An 18,123-nucleotide genomic window follows, 5' to 3' on the forward strand; every position below is an offset into this window, starting at 1 on the left:
CCAGGGCGCGGGCGGAACTGCGTTGGCGGGAAAAACGTGAGAGGGGAAATGGGCCGGGTCGCCGATCAGGCGGCGATCGCGTGGCCCTCGGCATCGAAGAAATGCGCGCGCTCGGTCCGGATGCGCAGGCCGACGGCATCGCCGGCGCGCGGCGGCGGTGAATCGGGGGCCAGGCGCACCGCGATCAGCGGCTGGTCCGGCGCCCAGCGGGCATGCGCGATCACGGTGTCGCCCAGGTGCTCGATCACCTCGATCGAGGCGGGCAGGCCCTGCTCCGGCGCGCTCAGCGCGATGTCGTTGGCGCGCACGCCCAGCGTCATCGGGCGACGATCCGACGCACCGGCCGGCGGCATGCGCACGCCGGCCCGCGACAGGCCCTCGTCCGGGCCGGCCGACATGGCGGGCACGGTCAGGAAATTCATCGTGGGGGTGCCGAGGAAGCCGGCCACGAAGCGGCTCGCCGGCTGCTCGAACAGCGCCAGCGGCGTGCCGACCTGCTCGGCGCGGCCCGCGTTGAAGAGCGCGATGCGGTCGCCCAGCGTCATGGCCTCGACCTGGTCATGGGTCACGTAGATCATGGTCGTGCCCAGCTCGCGATGCAGGCGCGCCAGCTCCAGGCGCATCTGCACGCGCAAGGCGGCATCGAGGTTGGACAGCGGCTCGTCGAACAGGAAGACCGAGGGCCGGCGCACGATCGCGCGGCCGATGGCCACGCGCTGGCGCTGGCCGCCGGAGAGCTCGCGCGGCCGGCGCTGCAGCAGCGGCCCGATCTGCAGGATCTCCGCGACCTGGCCGACGCGCTCGCGCACCTCGGCGCGGGGCAGCCCGGACATCTTCAGCGCGAAGCCCATGTTCTGCTCGACGGTCATGTGCGGGTACAGCGCATAGCTCTGGAACACCATCGCCACGCCGCGCTGCGACGCATCGAGCACGGCCACGCTGCGTCCGCCGATGCGGACATCGCCGTCGTCGATGTCCTCGAGCCCCGCGATCATGCGCAGCAGCGTCGACTTGCCGCAGCCGGAGGGGCCGACGAACACGGTGAACTCGCCATCGGCGATGTCCAGGTCGATGCCCTTGAGCACCTCGACGCCGCCGCTGTAGCGCTTGCGCAGGCCGCGCAGTTGCACGTCAGCCATGGACGGGCTCCTGCGCCACAGCGTCCACGTGGCGGCGCGCCTGGGCGATCGTGGCGCTGTACCAGTGGGCGCTGTCCTTCAGCGTGCGCTGCTGGGTCGCGTAGTCGACATGGACCAGGCCGAAGCGCTTGGCATAGCCCGAGTCCCACTCGTAGTTGTCCATCAAGCTCCAGTAGAAGTAGCCGCGGATGTCGACGCCGGCGGCCTTGGCCTGCGCCAGCGCCTCGAGGTGGCGGCGCACGTAGTCGATGCGCGCGTGGTCGGGCACGCGGCCGTGGTCCAGCGTGTCGGCGTTGGCCATGCCGTTCTCGGTGATGAAGATGGGCGGCAGGTCCGGGTACTGCGCCTTCAAGCCGACAAGCAGCTCGCGCAGGCCGTCGGGGTAGATCTCCCAGCCCATGTCGGTGGCGCCCAGCGCCATCGGCGGCGGCACCGGCGGCTCGTCGCGGCTGGCCCAGATGCGGGCGTAGTAGTTGATGCCGAGGAAGTCCAGCGGCGCCTGGATGAGCGCCATGTCGCCGTCCTGGACCTGCGGGTAGTGGGCGATGCCGGCATCCTGCGGATAGCGCCCCTGGAACAGCGGATCCATGTACCAGCGCACGAAGCGCGCGTACTCGGTGGCGGCCGCGGCCTGGTCGGCGGCGCTCGCGGTCGCCGCGGTCACGCTGGACTGGTTCAGCACGATGCCCAGCGGGCAGGCGGTGCCGCTGGCCCGCATCGCGCTCATTGCCAGGCCGTGCGACAGCAGCAGATGGTGCGAGACCTGCGCGGCCAGTTGCGGATCGCGCTCTCCCGGTGCGAACTTGCCGATCTCATGGCCCAGCACCGCGGTGCACCAGGGCTCGTTGTGGGTCGCCAGCGAGGCCAGCCGGTCGCCCAGCCGCCGCGCGATCGCGTCGGCATAAACAGCGAAGTGGAAAGCGGTGTCGCGATTGCCCCAGCCGCCGCGATCCTGCAAAGCCTGCGGCAGGTCCCAGTGATACAGCGTCGCGTGCGGCGCGATGCCGCGCTCGAGCAGCCCATCGACGAGACGGTCGTAGAAGTCCAGGCCGCGCTCGTTGAAGAGCCCCTGCCCCAGCGGCTGCACGCGCGGCCAGGCGATGGAGAAGCGGTAGGCATCGACGCCCAGGCCCGCGATCATCGCGACGTCGTCCTTCCAACGGCGGTAGTGGTCGCAGGCGACGGCGCCGCTTTCGCCATTGACGGTGCGGCCGGGCTGGCTCGCGAAGGTGTCCCAGATCGACGGGCCGCGACCGTCGACATCGACGGCGCCCTCGATCTGGTAGGCGCTGGTCGCGACGCCCCAGGTGAAGGCGTCGCCCAGCTGACGCAGCGCGGCGGCGGAGAGACGGTCGGAAGCGGTGAAGCGGTCGGTCATGGAAGGGGTCGGGCTCATGAGGGCTGGAAAGCTGGAGGGCTTGAAAGCGGGAGGAACGGGATGAGGCGTTGAGGCGCTGAGGCGTTGATTCGGTGGGAGACGGAGCGCGTCGCGGCTACTTGACCGCGCCGGCGGTGAGGCCGTCGATCAGGCGCCGCGAGGCGACGACGAACAGCAGCAGCAGCGGCAGCACCGCGACCGCGGCGCCGGCGCACAGCGCGCCCCAGGGCGTCTGTCCGCTGCCCTGCAGGGCGCGCAGCGCCAGCGGCACGGTGTAGAGATCCATGTCGCGGATCACCACGAGCGGCCCCATGAAGTTGTTCCACGAGCCGATGAAGGTGATCAGCCCGAGCGTGCCCAGCGCCGGCAGCGTCAGCGGCAGCACGATGCGCCAGAAGATGCCGAACTCGCCGCAGCCATCCAACCGCGCGGCGTCGACGAGCTCGCGCGGCACCGTGCTGCCGATGTACTGCCGCATCATGAAGATGCCCAGCGCGCCGCAGGCGCCCGGCACGATCAGGGCCTTGTGCTCGTTCAGCCAGCCCAGCCAGGCCATGGTCAGCACGGTCGGCACCATGCCGAGGAAACCGGGCAGCAGCATGGTGGCCAGCACCAGGCCGAAGAGCCGGTCCCGTCCCGGGAAGTCCAGCAGCGCGAAGGCATGGCCCGCCAACGAGCACAGCAGCAGGTTCAGCACCGTGACGGCCCCGGCCACGTAGAAGCTCCAGCCCAGGTTGCGCCAGAAGAAGGGCAGCCGGTCCAGCAGCAGCGCCAGGTTGTCGCCCAGGGCGTCGCCGAACCACAGCGGCGGCGGCACCGAGAGGATCTCCGCGTTGGTGTGGGTCGCGAAGACCATCATCAGGTAGAAGGGCGCGAACATCAGCAGCGCGCCGGCAAGCACGATGGCATGGCCGATCACGCGCGCCGAGGGCACTGGCCGCCAGCGGGCGCCGAGGCGGGCGGGCCGGTCCGGGCCGGCGTGGAGGGGGAGCAGGGTCGACATGGGAGGTGTCCTTGCCGCGTCAGCGCTGGCGGCCGAGCAGCCGGTTGTTGAGCCAGGTGGCGGCGGCGATCAGCAGGAAGAGCAGCCACGCGATCGCGGAGGCGGTGCCGAAGTCGCCATCGGTGAAGGCGACCGAGTACAGGTGCATGGCCACGGTCTTGCCGGCCTGGCCCGAGCCGCCGGTGCCGCTGGTCAGGATGAAGGGCTCCTCGAACAGCTGCAGGCTGCCGATGATGGCCAGCGTCACCGCGAAGAAGATCATCGGCCGCAGCTGCGGCAGCACGAGGTGCAGGAAGGTCTGGCGCTCGCTGACGCCATCCACGCGCGCCGCCTCGAAGAGGTCGCGCGGCAGCGTCTGGATGGCGGAGAGGTAGAGCACCGTGTTCCAGCCGACGTAGCGCCAGAACACCACGATCGCGACCATCCAGCGCGTGTTCTCGGCCTGGTCCCAGTCGATCGGCGTGGACGGGAACAAGGCGCCGAGCAGCGGCAGCTCATGCAGGCCCAGCAGCGCCGCGTTGATCGCGCCGAAGTCCTTGGAGAACAGCGCCGAGAAGACCAGCGACACCGCGACGGTCGAGGTGATGAAGGGCAGGAAATAGAGTCCCACCACGCCGTTGCGCCAGCGCCGGAAGGCGGTGTGCAGGTAATAGGCCAGCGGCAGCGCGACCAGGTGCTGCGGCACGCAGCCCACCACGGCCAGCCACAGCGTGTTGAAGAGCGAGGCGCGCAGGCCGTCGTCACGGGTGAGCGCGTACAGGTAGTTGTCCAGGCCGACCCACTGCATCGCGCCCAGCCCGGCGGCGGCGTCCCAGCTGTGCAGCGACAGCACGATGGAGAACAGCAGCGGGAACAGGCCGAAGGCCGCGAAGAGCACGAAGAACGGGCTGATGAAGAGGTAAGGCATCCAGCGGCGCGGAATGCGCAGCCGGTGCGGCCAGGTGAGGCGAAGGCTCATGCGGGGGCTCATGCAAAGGCTCGTGGGCGAGGTTCCAGGGAAAGCGCGGCGGATCAGGCGCGTCGGCGCACGCGGCGCTCGACGGTGGCGCGCGCGTCGGCCAGCGCCTGGTCGATGCCCTTGCGATGCAACAGCACCTGGTCGAGTTCGTTGCGCACGACCTCGTCGGCCACGGCGTCATGACGGTCGATCGTGATCGCCGGAATCCGGCGCGCCATGTCCCGCCACTGCAGGCGCGCCGCCTCCCCGCCCAGGAAGTCGATGGGCTCGGACAGGAAGCCGTCGTCCTGCGCGGACAGCAGCACCGGGAAGGCGTCGAGCGAGCGGAAGGCGGCCACCTGCTGGTCCCGGTCCAGGGCCAGCAGCTGCAGCAGGTCCCAGGCCAGCGCCTTCTGCTGCGAATGCACCGGGATCGCGTAGAAGGAGCCGCCCCAGGCCGCCGCCGCGCCCTCGGGCAAGGGCGCGGACCGCCAGAGCCCGGTCGTCTCCGGCGCGATCCACCGCTTCAGGTGGCCGCCCAGCCAGCAGCCCATCATCTGCGTCGCGATGGCCCCGCGGCGGAAACCTTCGGACCATTCATTGCTCCAGGCGCGCACCCGCGCGTCGATGCCGGCATCGCGCGCCTGCAGGGCCAGTTCGAAGGCGCGGCGGAAACGCGCCGTCTGCACCTGGCTGCGCCCCTGCGGATCGAAGAACACCCCCTCGCCGTCGGCCAGACCGGCGCGGATGCGGATGTCCTTGAGGTCCTGCGCATGCGCGACCAGGTAGGCGCCGGTGCGGGCCCGCAGCGTCCGGCCGGCCTCGATGAAACCGGACCACGAGTGCGTGAGATCGGTTTCAAGCAACCCGGCGCGCGCCAGCAGGTCGTGCCGGTAGAACAGCGCGCCGGGACCGGTGTCCACCGGCAGTGCCTTGATCTCGCCCCGGCGGTTGACGCCGGCGCGCCAGGCGTAACCAGGGAAGCGGGCAGCTTGGCCACCCGCGAGATACGGGGCGCGCGACAGATCCTCCAATCCGGCCGAGTCGACGAACTTGCCCAAGAAATCCATATCAAGGGCGATCAGGTCGGGCAGCGCGGCGCCGGCCGCGAGGGCCGTCGTCATCGCGGTGTGGTGGTCCTTGTGCGAGAGCGTCACCACGTTGACCGCCACGCCGGGATGGCGCCGGGCGAAGGCCGGGAGGGCCAGTTTCAGCGCCCGATCGAGGTCGGGATAGCTGGCGACGGTGATCCGGGCCGGCGCGGCCCGTGCTCCACCGGCGGCGGCGCAGGACAGCAGCATCAAGGCCTCTCGGCGTCTCAGCGATCTCATGGTTCTTCCTGTTGTCGACGATCCGACGCCTCGGATCGCAGCCTTGTCTCGTTGGCTTGAAATCGAATTCACGCAGTCTGCCTGCACGGGAATTGCGTTGTCAACGTTGTCATCGCACGAATCGACACTCTTGAGGGAAGTCCCCTAGGGCGACATGCGATGGCTGTCTCGCGGACGCCGAGAAATCGTTATCATGCGACGTTCCCGTCACAGGGCGCCCGTGGCGCTCCCTCTTCATGGATCCGAGCCCTTCCCTCACCCGCCCGAAATCCGAGCCGGCCACGGTGCAGGACGTCGCCCGGCTGGCCGGCGTCTCGCCCGCCACGGTCTCGCGCATCCTCACCGGCTCGGCCCGCGTGGCCGAGGACAAGCGGCGCGCCGTCGAGGCGGCGATCCAGAAGCTGAAGTTCCGCCCCAACCTGTCGGCGCGCGGGCTGCGCAGCGGCTCCACGCACACCATCGGCGTGCTGACGCAGGAGCTCGAGAGCCCCTACTTCGCCAATGCGGTCAAGGGCGTCGACGAAGGCCTGACCGGCAGCGGCTACACGCCGATCGTGGTGCCGGGCCACTGGAATCCGGACGAGGAGTCGGAGCGGGTCGCGCTGCTGACGGCGCGCAAGGTCGATGCCCTGATCGTGCTGGGCGGGCGGCTGGGCGACGCCCGGCTCGCCGAGCTGGCCCAGCAGCTGCCGGTGGCGATCATCGGCCGGCGCACGGACGCGGCGGGCGTCTTCTCCTTCTCCCAGGACCAGGTCGAAGGGGCGCGGCTGGCCACGGCCCACCTGATCGCGCTGGGGCATCGCCGCATCGCCCACATCGCCGGGCCCTCCAACCAGGTCGACGGCCAGGAACGCAAGGAAGGCTTCATGCTGGCCCATCGCCAGGCCGGGCTGAGCGTCGATCCGGCGCTGATCGTCGAGGGCGACTTCATGGAAACCGGCGGCATCGCCGCGATGGAAACGCTGCTGGGCGCCGGCCATGGGTTCACCGCGGTGTTCTGCGCCAACGACCAGTCCCTGTGGGGCGCCAAGCTGGTGCTGCACCGCCGCGGCATGCGCGTGCCCGAGGACCTGTCGCTGGTCGGCTTCGACGACCTGCCGCAATCGAAGTACATGACGCCGCCCGTCACCGCCGTGCGCCAGCACACCTTCGCGATGGGGCTGGCGGCGGCCTGGGCGCTGCTGAACGCCCTGGGCCGCGAGATGGACGAGCCGGCGCCGACGGTCCCGGCCATCCACCTCGAGGTGCGCGAGACCACCGGCCCCTGCCACGAACCGGCCTGATCGGGCACCCCGCGGCCAGGCGGGCGATACGCGGTCCGGGGGCGGCAGGCGATGGAGGGCCGGTGCTACAGTCCGCGGCCTCGCGCCGTCACGACTTCGCCTCCGCTCCTCCGTGCCAGCCTCGCCGCCAAAACCGCCCGCCAAGCCGCCTGCCAAGGCGTCGAAGGCCCCCAAGGCGCCCTCCAAAGCACCCCTCAAAGCGCCGGCCCCACCGCCTGCCGAGGCGGTCGCTTCGCCGGCCCCATCGACCCGTCGCCGCAGCGACGCGCCGACGCTGGCGGATGTGGCGCGCGCGGCCGGCGTGTCGGGCATGGCGGCCTCGTCCGCGCTCAACGGCGGTCGCCGCGGCTCGGCGCGGGTGTCGGCCGAAACCCGTGAACGCGTCCTGGCCGCGGCCGAGCGGCTCCAGTACCGCCCCAACGCCACGGCCCGCGCGCTGGCCAGCCAGCGCACGAATGCGATCGGCTTCGTCGCCAACTTCGAGAGCGAGGAGCCCAACCTCTATGTCCTGGAGGTGTTCACCGGCGTCATCCATGGCGCGACCGCCGCCGGCCAGACCGCGGTGGTCTTCACCCTGGGCGACTGGGCGGAGGCTCGCGCCCGCCTCCCGGCCCTGTGCGACGGCCGCGTCGACGGGCTGGTCCTGCTCGGCCCGCGCCTGCCGGACGACCACGCCAGCTGGCTGCCGCAGCACACGCCGATGGTCTCGGTCCACGCCGACCGCCCCCTCGCCGGCGTGGCCAACCTGGAAACCGACGACGAGGCCGGCGCTTACGACGTGGTGCGCGAGTTGCTCGCGCGCGGCCATCGCCGCATCCTCCACGTGGGCGGCCCGGAGGCCTTCGCCGGCGCCAACCGGCGGGTCGACGGCTATCTGCGCGCCCATGCGGAGGCCGGCGTGAAGCCAGCCGCCGGCCACGTGATCCGGGCGCCGCTGACCATCGACGGCGGGCGCGACGCGATCGAGGCCTGGCTGCGCCGTCACCGCGGGCGCCCCTTGCCCGACGTGGTCTTCGGCTGCAACGACGCCATCGCGTTCGGCTGCATCGAGGCGCTGCGCGCGCGCGGCCTGCGCATCCCGGAGGACATCTCCGTCGTCGGCTACGACCACACGCTGATGGCCCGGTCGGTGCAGATGGCCACCATGCGGCAGCCGCTGCACGACATGGGGCGCCGCGCGGTCGAGCTGCTGGTGGAGCGCATCGAGGCGATGCGGCGCAACAAGCCCCTGCCCGCCCCCGGCCACCTGGTGCTGCCGACCGAACTCGTTGCCGGCGTCACCCTGGGGGCGCCGCGACGCGAGCGCCTGGCGATCTCCTGACGCGCGCTTGACGGACGCCTGAGGTCGCGCCGTCACCGTGCCCCGCGCTGGGGCGTCGCACCGTCCCGGTGAGGTCTTTCCCCTAGATAGTTCATTCAATACACAAACTAACATCGCGTCGCCTTGATTTAGCGGAATATCACGCGCCCCCAACAGGGCCGTAACCAGATTCCATCAAGCTCGCGCCCGGAGGAGACAACCGGCCGGGCCCGTTGCTGAAAGGTCGACCGATGAGATTGCGATCCTCCCCCCTGCTGCTGGCCCTGGCGGCCGCCGGCGTGTCCACCGCCATGGCGCAGACCTGCACGCCGACGCCGATCAAGCCCTTCGTGAATGTCGGCGGCAGCTGGTCGGCGACGGCCTCGGCCACGCTCAAGACCGGCAGCTCGGCCGTGCTGGGTCCGCAGCCGGTCTCGGGCGGCAGCTGGAGCTGGAGCGGCTGTGGCACCGTCGGCGCCTCCCGCGAGCAGACCATCCAGCCCGCCGCGGCCTGCACCGCCACGGCCACCTACACCAACGCCTGCGGCGCCAAGAGCCAGCAGGCGTTCTCGATCAAGGTCGGCACCTGGGCCAGCGCCAAGTTCGGCGGCGGCGGTTATGTCACCGGCCTGGTCTTCCATCCGAGCGCCCGGGACCTGCTCTACGCGCGCACCGACGTCGGCGGCGCCTACCGCTGGGACGCCGGCTCGTCGTCCTGGATCCCCATCAACGACGGCTTCACCGCGGCCGAGGGCTTCCATCACGGCGTCGAGAGCATCGCCCTGGACCCCACCAACGACCAGCGCGTCTACATGGTCACCGGCATGTCGGCCTCGGCGGATGCGACCGCGCGGCTGTACATCTCCAACAACCGCGGCGGCAGCTGGACCTTCTTCAACCTGCCGTTCTCGGCGGGCGGCAACAACAACGGCCGGGCGATCGGCGAGCGCCTGTCGGTCGACCCCAACAATCCGTCGATCCTCTTCTACGGTTCGCGCACGGCGGGCCTGTGGAGGAGCGTGAACTCCGGCCGCACCTGGGCCCAGGTGAGCGGGTTGTCGTCGACAAAGCTCACCGCCGACCAGATCAACAACCTGGGCGGCCAGGTCATGGGTGTCGAGCACCTGGTGTTCGACACCTCGACCAAGGGCAGCGGCTCGCCGACGCGGACCCTGTGGGCCGCCATCGCGCCGGACTACGTCAACGCGGCCGGCCTGGGGTCCAACCTCTACAAGTCGGTCGACGGCGGCGCCACCTGGACGCCGGTCGCGACGCCGGTGTCCGGCTTCCACATCCCGCACATCGTGCGCACCGCCGACGGCGCGCTGTACCTGCTCTTCACCAAGGGCGCCGGCCCGGGCGACGCGGGCCCCGCGCGGCTCTACAGGTACGACGCCAGCAACGGCAACACCTGGACGCTGCTCAACAGCAACGATGGCGCCGGCTACGGCGGCCTGTCGGTCCTCGGCACCGGCGCCGCCGCGCGCATCGCGCTGGGCGTGAGCGGCACCTGGGGCAACTACAGCGGCCAGCAGGTGGTGCAGCTGTCCGACGACGGCGGCCGCAACTGGCGCGAGATCGCGGCCACCATGCCGCACACGCCGGCCAGCGACGGTTTCTCCGGCTGGATCGACGACGTGGAGATCGATCCCTTCAACCGCGATCGCGTGCTGCACGTCTTCGGCGGCGGCATCTGGGAGACGCGCAACGCGTCCTCGTCGACGCCGAGCTGGAACTTCGCGGTCAACGGCCTGGAGGAGACCTGCACGCTGAGCCTGGCCACGCCGCCGGCGGGCGCCTCCTACACCTTCATCAACAACTCGGGCGACGTCGGCACCTGGATCCACACCGACCTCGGCACGACGCCGACGCTGAGCCCCTACAAGCAGTGGAGCAACGGCAACTCCGCCGACATGGCCTGGTCCGACCCCAACTACATTGCCAACGCCAACGTCACCAGCACGTCGAGCGGCCATGTCGGCACCGGCTACTGGTCCGGCGACGGCGGCCGCAGCTGGGCACCGTTCGCGCGTCTGCCGGTGGGCGCCGCGGCCAACATCAACCAGGCGTCCAACCTGGCCGTGCCGGCGCGCAACCGCGTCGTCTGGGCGCCGGCCGATTCGGTGCCCTCCTACACCACCGACAACGGCAACAGCTGGACGGCCACCAACCTGCCGGCGCTCACCGTCGTCGGCGGCGTACCGCGCAGCTATCGCCTGGTGGCCGACCGCAGGAACGCCAACAAGGTCTATGCCTACGACTCGGGCGGCGCGTGGTGGACCTACACCCCGGCCAAGGTCTACGTCTCGACGGACGGCGGCCGGAGCTTCGCGCTGAGCCAGGGCTCGGTGGCCGCCAACATGCGCTTCGCGCCGTGGGGCGCGTCGTCGATGGCGGTGAACCCGAACGCCGAAGGCGACCTGTGGGTGGCCGACGGACTGGCCGTCTACCACTCGTTGGACTCGGGCGCGAGCTGGACCAAGGTGGGCGCGTTCGCGCCCATCTGGGGCGGCCGGCAGGACTGGCTCGGGCCTGAAGTGGCGGGCGCGAGCATCGTCGCGCTGGGCAAGGCCAAGCCGGGCTCGAGCTACTCGGCGGCCGTCTACGTGGTGGGCGTGATCAACGGCGTGTGGGGCGTCTGGCGTTCGGACGATGCCGGCGCCACCTGGGTGCGCCACAACGACGATGCCCACCAGTACGCCGGCCTGGGCGTGATGGCCGCCGATCAGGGCCTTTATGGACGGATCTACGCCGGCGGCAGCTGCCGCGGCGTGGTGTACAGCAACTGACCAACGGGCCCGGCGACGGGCCCCTTCCCTTTCTCCGCATGAAGATCATCACCCCCATCGCCGCGGCCGTCCTGGCCCTGGGCGCGTCCGGTGCCCAGGCGGCGGACGCCCTGCTCTCGTCGCCCGACGGGCGCATCACGCTGCGCATCGCCGACGACGCCAGCCGCTTCAGCATCAGCCGCAAGGGCGAGACGGTCATCGCCGACTCGCCGCTGGGGCTGGAGCTGGACGGCCAGCCGCCGCTCGGCGCGCTGACGCTGGAGTCGCGCCAGGACACGCGGGAGGACCGCGTCATCCCGCTCGTCGCCACCAAGGCGGCCACGGCGCGCGACCACTACCTCGGCACGACGCTGACCTTCCGGGAAGCGGGCGGCGGACGGCGCCTCTTCATCGACGCGCGCGCCTATGACGAGGGCGTCGCCTTCCGCTACCGGCTCGAGGGCCAGGGCCCGGTGCGGCTGAAGGAGGAGCGCACGGCCTTCGTGCCGGCCGGCGATCCGGCTTGCCTCGTCACCCCGGTGGAAGGCGCGCATGAACTGCCCTTCGAGCGGCTGCGGATCTCCGAGCTCAAGCGCGATGCGGGTTACGACGTGCCGGTGGTCTGCGCCACGCCCTCGGGCCGCACGCATTACGCCATCACGCAGGCGCACCTGGAGGGCTACACCGGCGCCTCGCTGTGGCGCGACGGCCCCGCGCTGCGCGTGCGCCTGTCCGGCGTGCCCAAGCGCGAGGGGCCGGCCTATGTCTCCAGCGCCGGCCTGACGACCGCGTGGCGCGCCGTCATGATGGCGGACCGCGCCGGCCAGCTGATCGAGTCGCAGCTGGTGGGCAACCTCAACCCGCCGCCGCGGGGCGACTTCAGCTGGGTCAAGGCCGGCAAGACCTCCTGGGACTGGTGGTCCGGGCCGCTCGAGGGCGTGAAGCCCGACCTGGCCGCCTACAAGCGATTCATCGACTTCGCGGCGGAATCGGGCTTCCCCTACCACCTGATGGACGCTGGCTGGGCCTTCGGCACCGGACCGTGCTGCGATCCGCTGCCCACCACCGACATCACCCGCGCGGCCGACGGCATCGACATGCCGGCCCTGGTGCGCTACGCCGCCGACAAGGGCGTGGGCCTGCTGCTGTGGGTGCACTGGGAGCACCTGGCGCCGCGGATGGACGAGGTGCTGGACACCTACGCGCGCTGGGGCATCAAGGGCATCAAGGTCGACTTCATGAACCGGGACGACCAGGAGATGGTCGCCTTCTACCAGCGCGTGGCCGAAGCCACCGCCAAACGCCACCTGCTGCTGGACCTGCACGGCGCCTACGTGCCCGCCGGGCTGCAGCGGACCTATCCCAACTTCATCACCCAGGAAGGCGTGCTGGGCGCGGAGTGGAACAAGATGGACCGGCGCATCACGCCGCGGCACAACCTGATGCTGCCCTACACCCGGATGCTGGCCGGCCCGATGGACTACACGCCCGGCGGCTTCCGCAACGCCACGCCGCGGGACTTCGAGGTGCGCGCCTCGATGCCGCTGACGCAGACGACCCGCGGCCAGGCGCTGGCCATGTACGTGGTCTACGACAGCCCGCTGCAGATGGTCTCCGACGACCCGTCCAACTACCGCGGCGAGACCGGCTTCGATTTCGTGCGCCGCGTGCCGGCGGCCTGGGATGAGACCCGCTTCCTCGCCGGCGAACCCGGCGAGGACATCGTGCTGGCGCGGCGCAGCGGCAAGTCCTGGTACCTCGGCGCGATGACGTCGGAACGCGCCCGCACCGAAAAGGTCCCGCTCCGCTTCCTGCCGCCCGGCCGGTGGCGCGCGACGATCTGGCAGGACGGCGAGGTCGTGCGCGAGGTCCGTCGCAGCACGCGCAGCGTGACGAACGCCGACGTGCTGACGCTGTCGCTGGCCGCGGCCGGCGGCGCCGCCGTGATCCTGGAGCCGGCGCCGTGAGGCTGCGCGCGCTCGCGCCCGCCCACGCCAAGGAGGACGCACCGACATGAGACGCCGTGATGTGTTCGGGCTGATGGCGCTGGCCTCGGCCGGCCCGCTGGCCGTCGCCTCGAGTACCACCGGGAGCGCCACGCCGCTGCCCTCCGCGCTCGACGCGGCCGGCCAACTGAACGCGCTGCCGCTGGACGGCACGCCAGGCGGCTTCCGCTGGCGCCGCGTCGCCGAAGGGGTCCAGTTCCGCATCGACGGCCTGACCAAGGGCGTGCTGTTCTACGGCCCTGGACTGGTGCGGGTCACCGCCCACCTGGGCGTGGCGCATACCGCGCAGCCCAGCCTGGTGGTCGTGGCCAGGCCGCGTCCGCTCGCCATCGAAGTGCGCGAGGAGGCGGACACGCTGCGGGTGGTCGCGCCCGGCGTGCAGGTCCTCGTGGACAAGCGCAGCGGCGCGCTGACCTTCCTCGACGGCGCTGACCGCCTGCTGACCCGGGAGCGCGAGCGCGCGCCCACCGAGCTGCAGCAGGTCGAGATCGCCGGCAGTCCCAGTTATTCGCTCGTCCAGCACTTCAGCCTCACGCCGGACGAGTCGCTCTACGGCCTGGGCCAGTACAACGAGCCCTACATGGACTACCGCGGCCGCGAGGTCCTGATGGTGCAGACCAACATCGGCATCGTCGTGCCGTTCATGGTGTCGACGCGCCGCTGGGGTCTGCTGTGGGACGTGTACTCGAAGATGAGCTTCAGCGACCGGCCGCAGGGCGCGATCTTCCGCGCCGAGAGCGCGCCCGCCGGGGCTGATTACTACCTCGTGGCCGGCACCGACATGGACGGCGTGATCGCCGGTTACCGCCAGTTGACCGGCGCCGCGCCGATGTTCCCCAAGTCCGCGTTCGGGCTCTTCATGAGCAAGGAGCGCTACCAGACCCAGCAGCAGCTGCTGGACGTGGTGCGGCACTTCCGCGCGGACGGCTTCCCGCTCGACACCATCGTTCAGGACTGGCAGTACTGGGGCGGCGAGAAGGACGGCGTCTGGGACGGCAAGTGGAGCGGCATGGTCTGGGACCGCGAGCGCTTCCCCGATCCGGCCGCGATGACGCGCGAATTGCACGGGCCGCTGCACACGCGGCTGATGGTGTCGATCTGGCCGTCGGTGGGCAACGACACGGCGCTGGCCCGCGAGCTCGACGCGCAGCACCTGCGCTTCGAGCCACTGCACTGGATCTCCAAGCGCGCGCGGATCTACGACGCCTTCAGCCCCGCCGGGCGGCGCATCTACTTCAAGCACGTCAAGCAGGGCCTGCTGGACGTCGGCGTGGACGCGCTGTGGATGGACGGCACCGAGGTCGAGGTCGGCGGCGCGGCGCACGATCCGGCCGAGGTCGAGGCCGACATCAAGCGCCTGGGCCGCAACGCGATGGGCGACTTCACGCGCTACCTGAATGTCTACAGCCTGCTGACCACGCGCGGCGTCTACGAAGGCCAGCGCGCCGCGGGCCCCTCGGGCCGGCGCGTGTTCACGCTGACGCGCTCGGCCTGGGCCGGCCAGCAGCGCTACGCCGCCCTGCCCTGGTCCGGCGACACCGAATCCAGCTGGGCCTCGCTGCGCGCGCAGATCGCCGGCGGGCTGAACGTCGCGATGGCCGGCCTGCCCTACTGGTCGCAGGACACCGGCGGCTTCTTCGTGAACTTCGCCGACGGCGAGCGCAATCCCGCCTGGCGCGAGCTCTACGCGCGCTGGAACCAGTTCGGCATCTTCAATCCGATCTACCGCATCCACGGCACCTCGGTCGAGCGCGAGCCCTACCTGTTCAAGACGCTGGACCCGGCGGTGTACGGCTCGCTGCGCCGCGCCGCCGAGCTGCGCTACCAGCTGCTGCCCTACCTCTACAGCCTCGCCTGGCGCGCCACGCAGGAGGGCTATCTGATGATGCGCGGCCTGGCGATGGACTTCCCGGACCAGGCCGCGCTGCGCAAGGTGGACGACACCTACATGTTCGGCCCGGCCTTCCTGGTGCAGCCGATCACGCGGCCGATGTTCCATGCGGTGCTGCCGCCGCCCGCGACCGTGCCGGCCGCGCAGCTGCGCACCCCGGACGGCCAGGGCGGCCTGCTGCTCGAGTACTTCGACGGCATGGACTTCGAGAAGCCGGCGAGCCGCACCGTCGACACGGTGATCGAGCATCGCTGGCCCGATCCGCCGCTGGGCAGCGTGCCGCCGGGGTTGAGCGGGCTGATGCGTTTCTCGGCGCGCTGGACGGGCGAGCTCATCGCCGCCGAAAGCGGCGATCACGAGATCGGCCTGGAGGGCGACGACGGCTTCCGCTTGTGGTTGGACGACGAACTGGTCGTCGACGACTGGAACCTCGGCCCTCCGCGCTTCAAGGGCCATCGCCTGACGCTGCGCGCCGGCCAGCGCCTGAAGCTGCGCATCGACTACTTCCAGGAGACGCGCGGCCGCTTGCTGCGCCTGGCCTGGCGCACGCCGACCCAGGCGCGCGAACTGGTCGAGATGCAGGGCCGGCTGGACCGCCGGCAGGAAACCCTGCTGCCCCAAGGCAGCGACTGGACGGACTTCTGGACCGGCCAGCGCCACGCCGGCGGTGGCCGCGTCGCGCGCGACTACGCACTGGACGAGTTCCCGCTCTTCGTGCGCGCCGGCGCCATCGTGCCCCTGGGGCCGGTGGTCGAGCACACCGGCCAGGACGCCGGCGCACCGTGGGAGATCCGCGTCTATCCCGGCGCCGACGGCCGCTTCGTCCTGTACGAGGACGACGGCGAGACCTACCGCTACGAGCGCGGCGAGCGCGCCACCGTCGCGCTGCGCTGGGACGATGCCCGCCGCACGCTGCACATCAGCGCCCGTCAGGGGCGCTTCCCCGGCTTGGTGACGCATCGCACGCTGCGGGTGCGCGTCATGGCCACCCCCGACCGGGTCGAGCAGACCCGCACCGCGCGGTACCAGGGTCGGGCCCTGGCTCTGTCCTTCGACTCCCGCACCGACTCCCGCGGCAACGCCCTCATCGATTCCCCTTCCGCCCGTCCATGAAGCAGACCGTCCTTCCCCTGATCCTGGCCTTGCTGGCCGCCACCGCCCAGGCCGAGGTGCGCCTGTCCGAGGTCTTCGGCGAGCACATGGTGCTGCAGCGCGACCGTCCCTTGCGCCTCTGGGGCCAGGCCACGCCCGGCCAGTCGCTGACCGTGACACTGGGCGGCCGCGAGGCCACCACCCGCGTGGGCGCCGATGGCCGCTGGCGCGTGCAGCTGGATCCGCTGCCGGCCGGTGGTCCGCACCGGCTGCAGGTGACCGGCGACCAGACCGTCACGCTGGAGGACGTCCTGATCGGCGACGTCTGGCTGCTGGGCGGCCAGTCCAACATGGAATGGCCGCTGGCGCAGACCGACACCGGCCCGCAGGAGGTGGCGTCGCCGCAGGATGCGCGACTGCGCCAGCTGCGGGTGCCGCTGCGCGCCAGCGTGCGGCCGGAAGCGGAGATCGCGCCGGCGCCGTGGGTCGTCGCCGAGCCGGGACGCGTGGGCGAGTTCAGCGCGGTCGGCTACCACTTCGCCCGCCGGATGCAGGCGGTGCAAGGCATCCCGATCGGCCTCATCGCCACCGCCTGGGGCGGCTCCATGCTGGAGACCTGGATGAGCCGTGGCGCCGCCCTGCGCGACCCGGACCTGGCGCCGACGGTGCGGGCGCTGCCCGCGGACAACGCCGCCTTCAGCGCCGTGCTGGGGCAGCAGCTGCAGCGCCGCGTGGCGGCCTGGCAGCCCGGCCTGTCGCTCGCGGGGGTGGATGCCTCGGGCTGGAACGCGGCGGGCGACATCGACGCCAAGTGGCCCACGCTGCAGGCGCCGGGCGCGTGGGAAGGCCAGGGCCTGGCCGATGTCGACGGCGTCGTGTGGATGCGCAAGCGCGTCGAGCTGACCGCGGCGCAGGCGGCCGGCGCGGCCGAGCTGCACCTGGCCAAGGTCGACGACTGCGACGAGGTCTGGATCAACGGCCAGCGCATCGGCGGCCAGTGCGGCTGGGAGCTGTCCCGCCGTTATGCCGTGCCCGTCGGGACGCTGCGCGCGGGCGCCAACTGGATCGCCGTGCGCGTGACCGACACCGGCGGCGGTGGCGGCATCTACGGCGATGCCGCCGACCTGCGCCTGGACACAGCGGCAGGTCCGGTGACGCTGGTCGGTGCCTGGCGTGCCCGCGTCGAGAAGCTTGCGCCGGCGGCCGGCCCGGTCGCCAACAACGCGCCGGCGCTGGGCCACAACGGCCTGATCGCGCCGCTGCAGGGACTGTCGGTGCGTGGCGTGCTCTGGTACCAGGGCGAAGAAAACGCAGGACGCGCCGCGGCCTATGCCGACGGCTTCAAGCGCCTCATCCAGGACTGGCGCCAGCAGTTCGGCGACCCGGACCTGCCCTTCCTCTTCGTGCAGCTCGCCGCCTGGCGGCCGCTGGCCGACAACCGGCCCGACGGCAACGGCTTCGCCGAGCTGCGCGGCAGCCAGGCCGCCGCGCTCGCCTTGCCGCACACCGGCATGGCCACCGCGATCGACATCGGCGACGCCATCGACATCCATCCGCGCAACAAGCGCACCGTGGGCGAGCGCCTGGCCGCCGTCGCGATGCATGAGCTGGGCCTGCGCGACGCGCCGGCCACGGGGCCGCGACTGATCGGTGGTCAGGCCCGCGGCGCCGAGTTCGAGCTGCGCTTCGACCGCACCGAAGGCGGGCTGCGCACCACGCGGACCGGCGAGCCGCTGCGCGGCTTCTACCTGGCCGGCGCCGATCGCCGCTGGGCGCCGGCGCAGGCGCGCTTCGACGGCGATCGCATCGTGCTGCGCAGCGACGCGGTGGCGGCGCCGGTGGCGGCGCGTTACGCCTGGGTCGACAACCCCGGCGAGGCCAACATCGTCGGCGGCGACGGCCTGCCGCTGCCGCCGCTGCGCACCGACGACTGGCCGCTGGCCTCGGCCGGCCGCCGCTACGGGCGCTGAGCCGTCGCGCCCTGTCCGTCCCCAT

11 protein-coding genes are annotated in these 18,123 nt (G+C 71.6%); 6 read left to right on the forward strand and 5 right to left on the reverse strand.

What is annotated here, in order from left to right; all coding sequences use genetic code 11:
- Nucleotides 1-65 precede the first annotated feature (65 nt).
- The 5 genes from FHT38_RS10190 to FHT38_RS10210 all read right to left on the reverse strand — a co-directional run bounded on the left by FHT38_RS10190 (nucleotide 66) and on the right by FHT38_RS10210 (nucleotide 5,788).
- Nucleotides 66-1,139 carry an ABC transporter ATP-binding protein gene (locus FHT38_RS10190; RefSeq protein WP_183491672.1) on the reverse strand — a complete coding sequence of 358 codons (1,074 nt, stop codon included), beginning with the start codon at nucleotides 1,137-1,139 and terminating at the stop codon, nucleotides 66-68.
- The gene (locus FHT38_RS10195) at nucleotides 1,132-2,535 is read right to left on the reverse strand and encodes a GH1 family beta-glucosidase (RefSeq protein WP_255488651.1); all 1,404 of its coding nucleotides are present in this window, start codon (nucleotides 2,533-2,535) and stop codon (nucleotides 1,132-1,134) included. The genes FHT38_RS10190 and FHT38_RS10195 overlap by 8 nt, the downstream gene beginning before the upstream one ends.
- 97 nt (nucleotides 2,536-2,632) lie before the next feature.
- Complete coding sequence (locus FHT38_RS10200) at nucleotides 2,633-3,520, reverse strand: carbohydrate ABC transporter permease (RefSeq protein WP_183491673.1); 888 nt, start codon at nucleotides 3,518-3,520, stop codon at nucleotides 2,633-2,635.
- A 19-nt stretch (nucleotides 3,521-3,539) separates the two neighbouring features.
- Nucleotides 3,540-4,478 (reverse strand): carbohydrate ABC transporter permease, encoded by a 939-nt coding sequence (locus FHT38_RS10205; protein ID WP_255488652.1) that lies wholly within the window; start codon nucleotides 4,476-4,478, stop codon nucleotides 3,540-3,542.
- Between the two features lie 53 nt (nucleotides 4,479-4,531).
- Nucleotides 4,532-5,788, reverse strand: coding sequence for an ABC transporter substrate-binding protein (locus FHT38_RS10210; protein WP_183491675.1), 1,257 nt, complete (start codon nucleotides 5,786-5,788; stop codon nucleotides 4,532-4,534).
- Nucleotides 5,789-6,024: 236 nt separating this feature from the next.
- Between FHT38_RS10210 and FHT38_RS10215 the strand changes: the two genes are divergently transcribed.
- From FHT38_RS10215 to FHT38_RS10240, 6 genes are all read left to right on the forward strand, one after another.
- Complete coding sequence (locus tag FHT38_RS10215; protein ID WP_183479599.1) at nucleotides 6,025-7,071, forward strand: LacI family DNA-binding transcriptional regulator; 1,047 nt, start codon at nucleotides 6,025-6,027, stop codon at nucleotides 7,069-7,071.
- Between the two features lie 283 nt (nucleotides 7,072-7,354).
- The gene (locus FHT38_RS10220; RefSeq protein WP_310737366.1) at nucleotides 7,355-8,392 is read left to right on the forward strand and encodes a LacI family DNA-binding transcriptional regulator; all 1,038 of its coding nucleotides are present in this window, start codon (nucleotides 7,355-7,357) and stop codon (nucleotides 8,390-8,392) included.
- Between the two features lie 236 nt (nucleotides 8,393-8,628).
- Entirely contained in the window at nucleotides 8,629-11,160 is a 2,532-nt protein-coding gene (locus tag FHT38_RS10225; RefSeq protein WP_221213756.1) for a sialidase family protein, read from the forward strand.
- A 38-nt stretch (nucleotides 11,161-11,198) separates the two neighbouring features.
- Complete coding sequence (locus FHT38_RS10230) at nucleotides 11,199-13,106, forward strand: glycoside hydrolase family 97 protein (RefSeq protein WP_183491676.1); 1,908 nt, start codon at nucleotides 11,199-11,201, stop codon at nucleotides 13,104-13,106.
- 46 nt (nucleotides 13,107-13,152) lie between these two features.
- Entirely contained in the window at nucleotides 13,153-16,149 is a 2,997-nt protein-coding gene (locus tag FHT38_RS10235; protein WP_183491677.1) for a TIM-barrel domain-containing protein, read from the forward strand.
- Nucleotides 16,146-18,098 (forward strand): sialate O-acetylesterase, encoded by a 1,953-nt coding sequence (locus FHT38_RS10240; RefSeq protein ID WP_183491678.1) that lies wholly within the window; start codon nucleotides 16,146-16,148, stop codon nucleotides 18,096-18,098. The genes FHT38_RS10235 and FHT38_RS10240 overlap by 4 nt, the downstream gene beginning before the upstream one ends.
- Nucleotides 18,099-18,123: the final 25 nt, after the last annotated feature.

The organism is Mitsuaria sp. BK041 (assembly GCF_014193085.1).
Taxonomy (GTDB): Bacteria; Pseudomonadota; Gammaproteobacteria; order Burkholderiales; family Burkholderiaceae_C; genus Roseateles.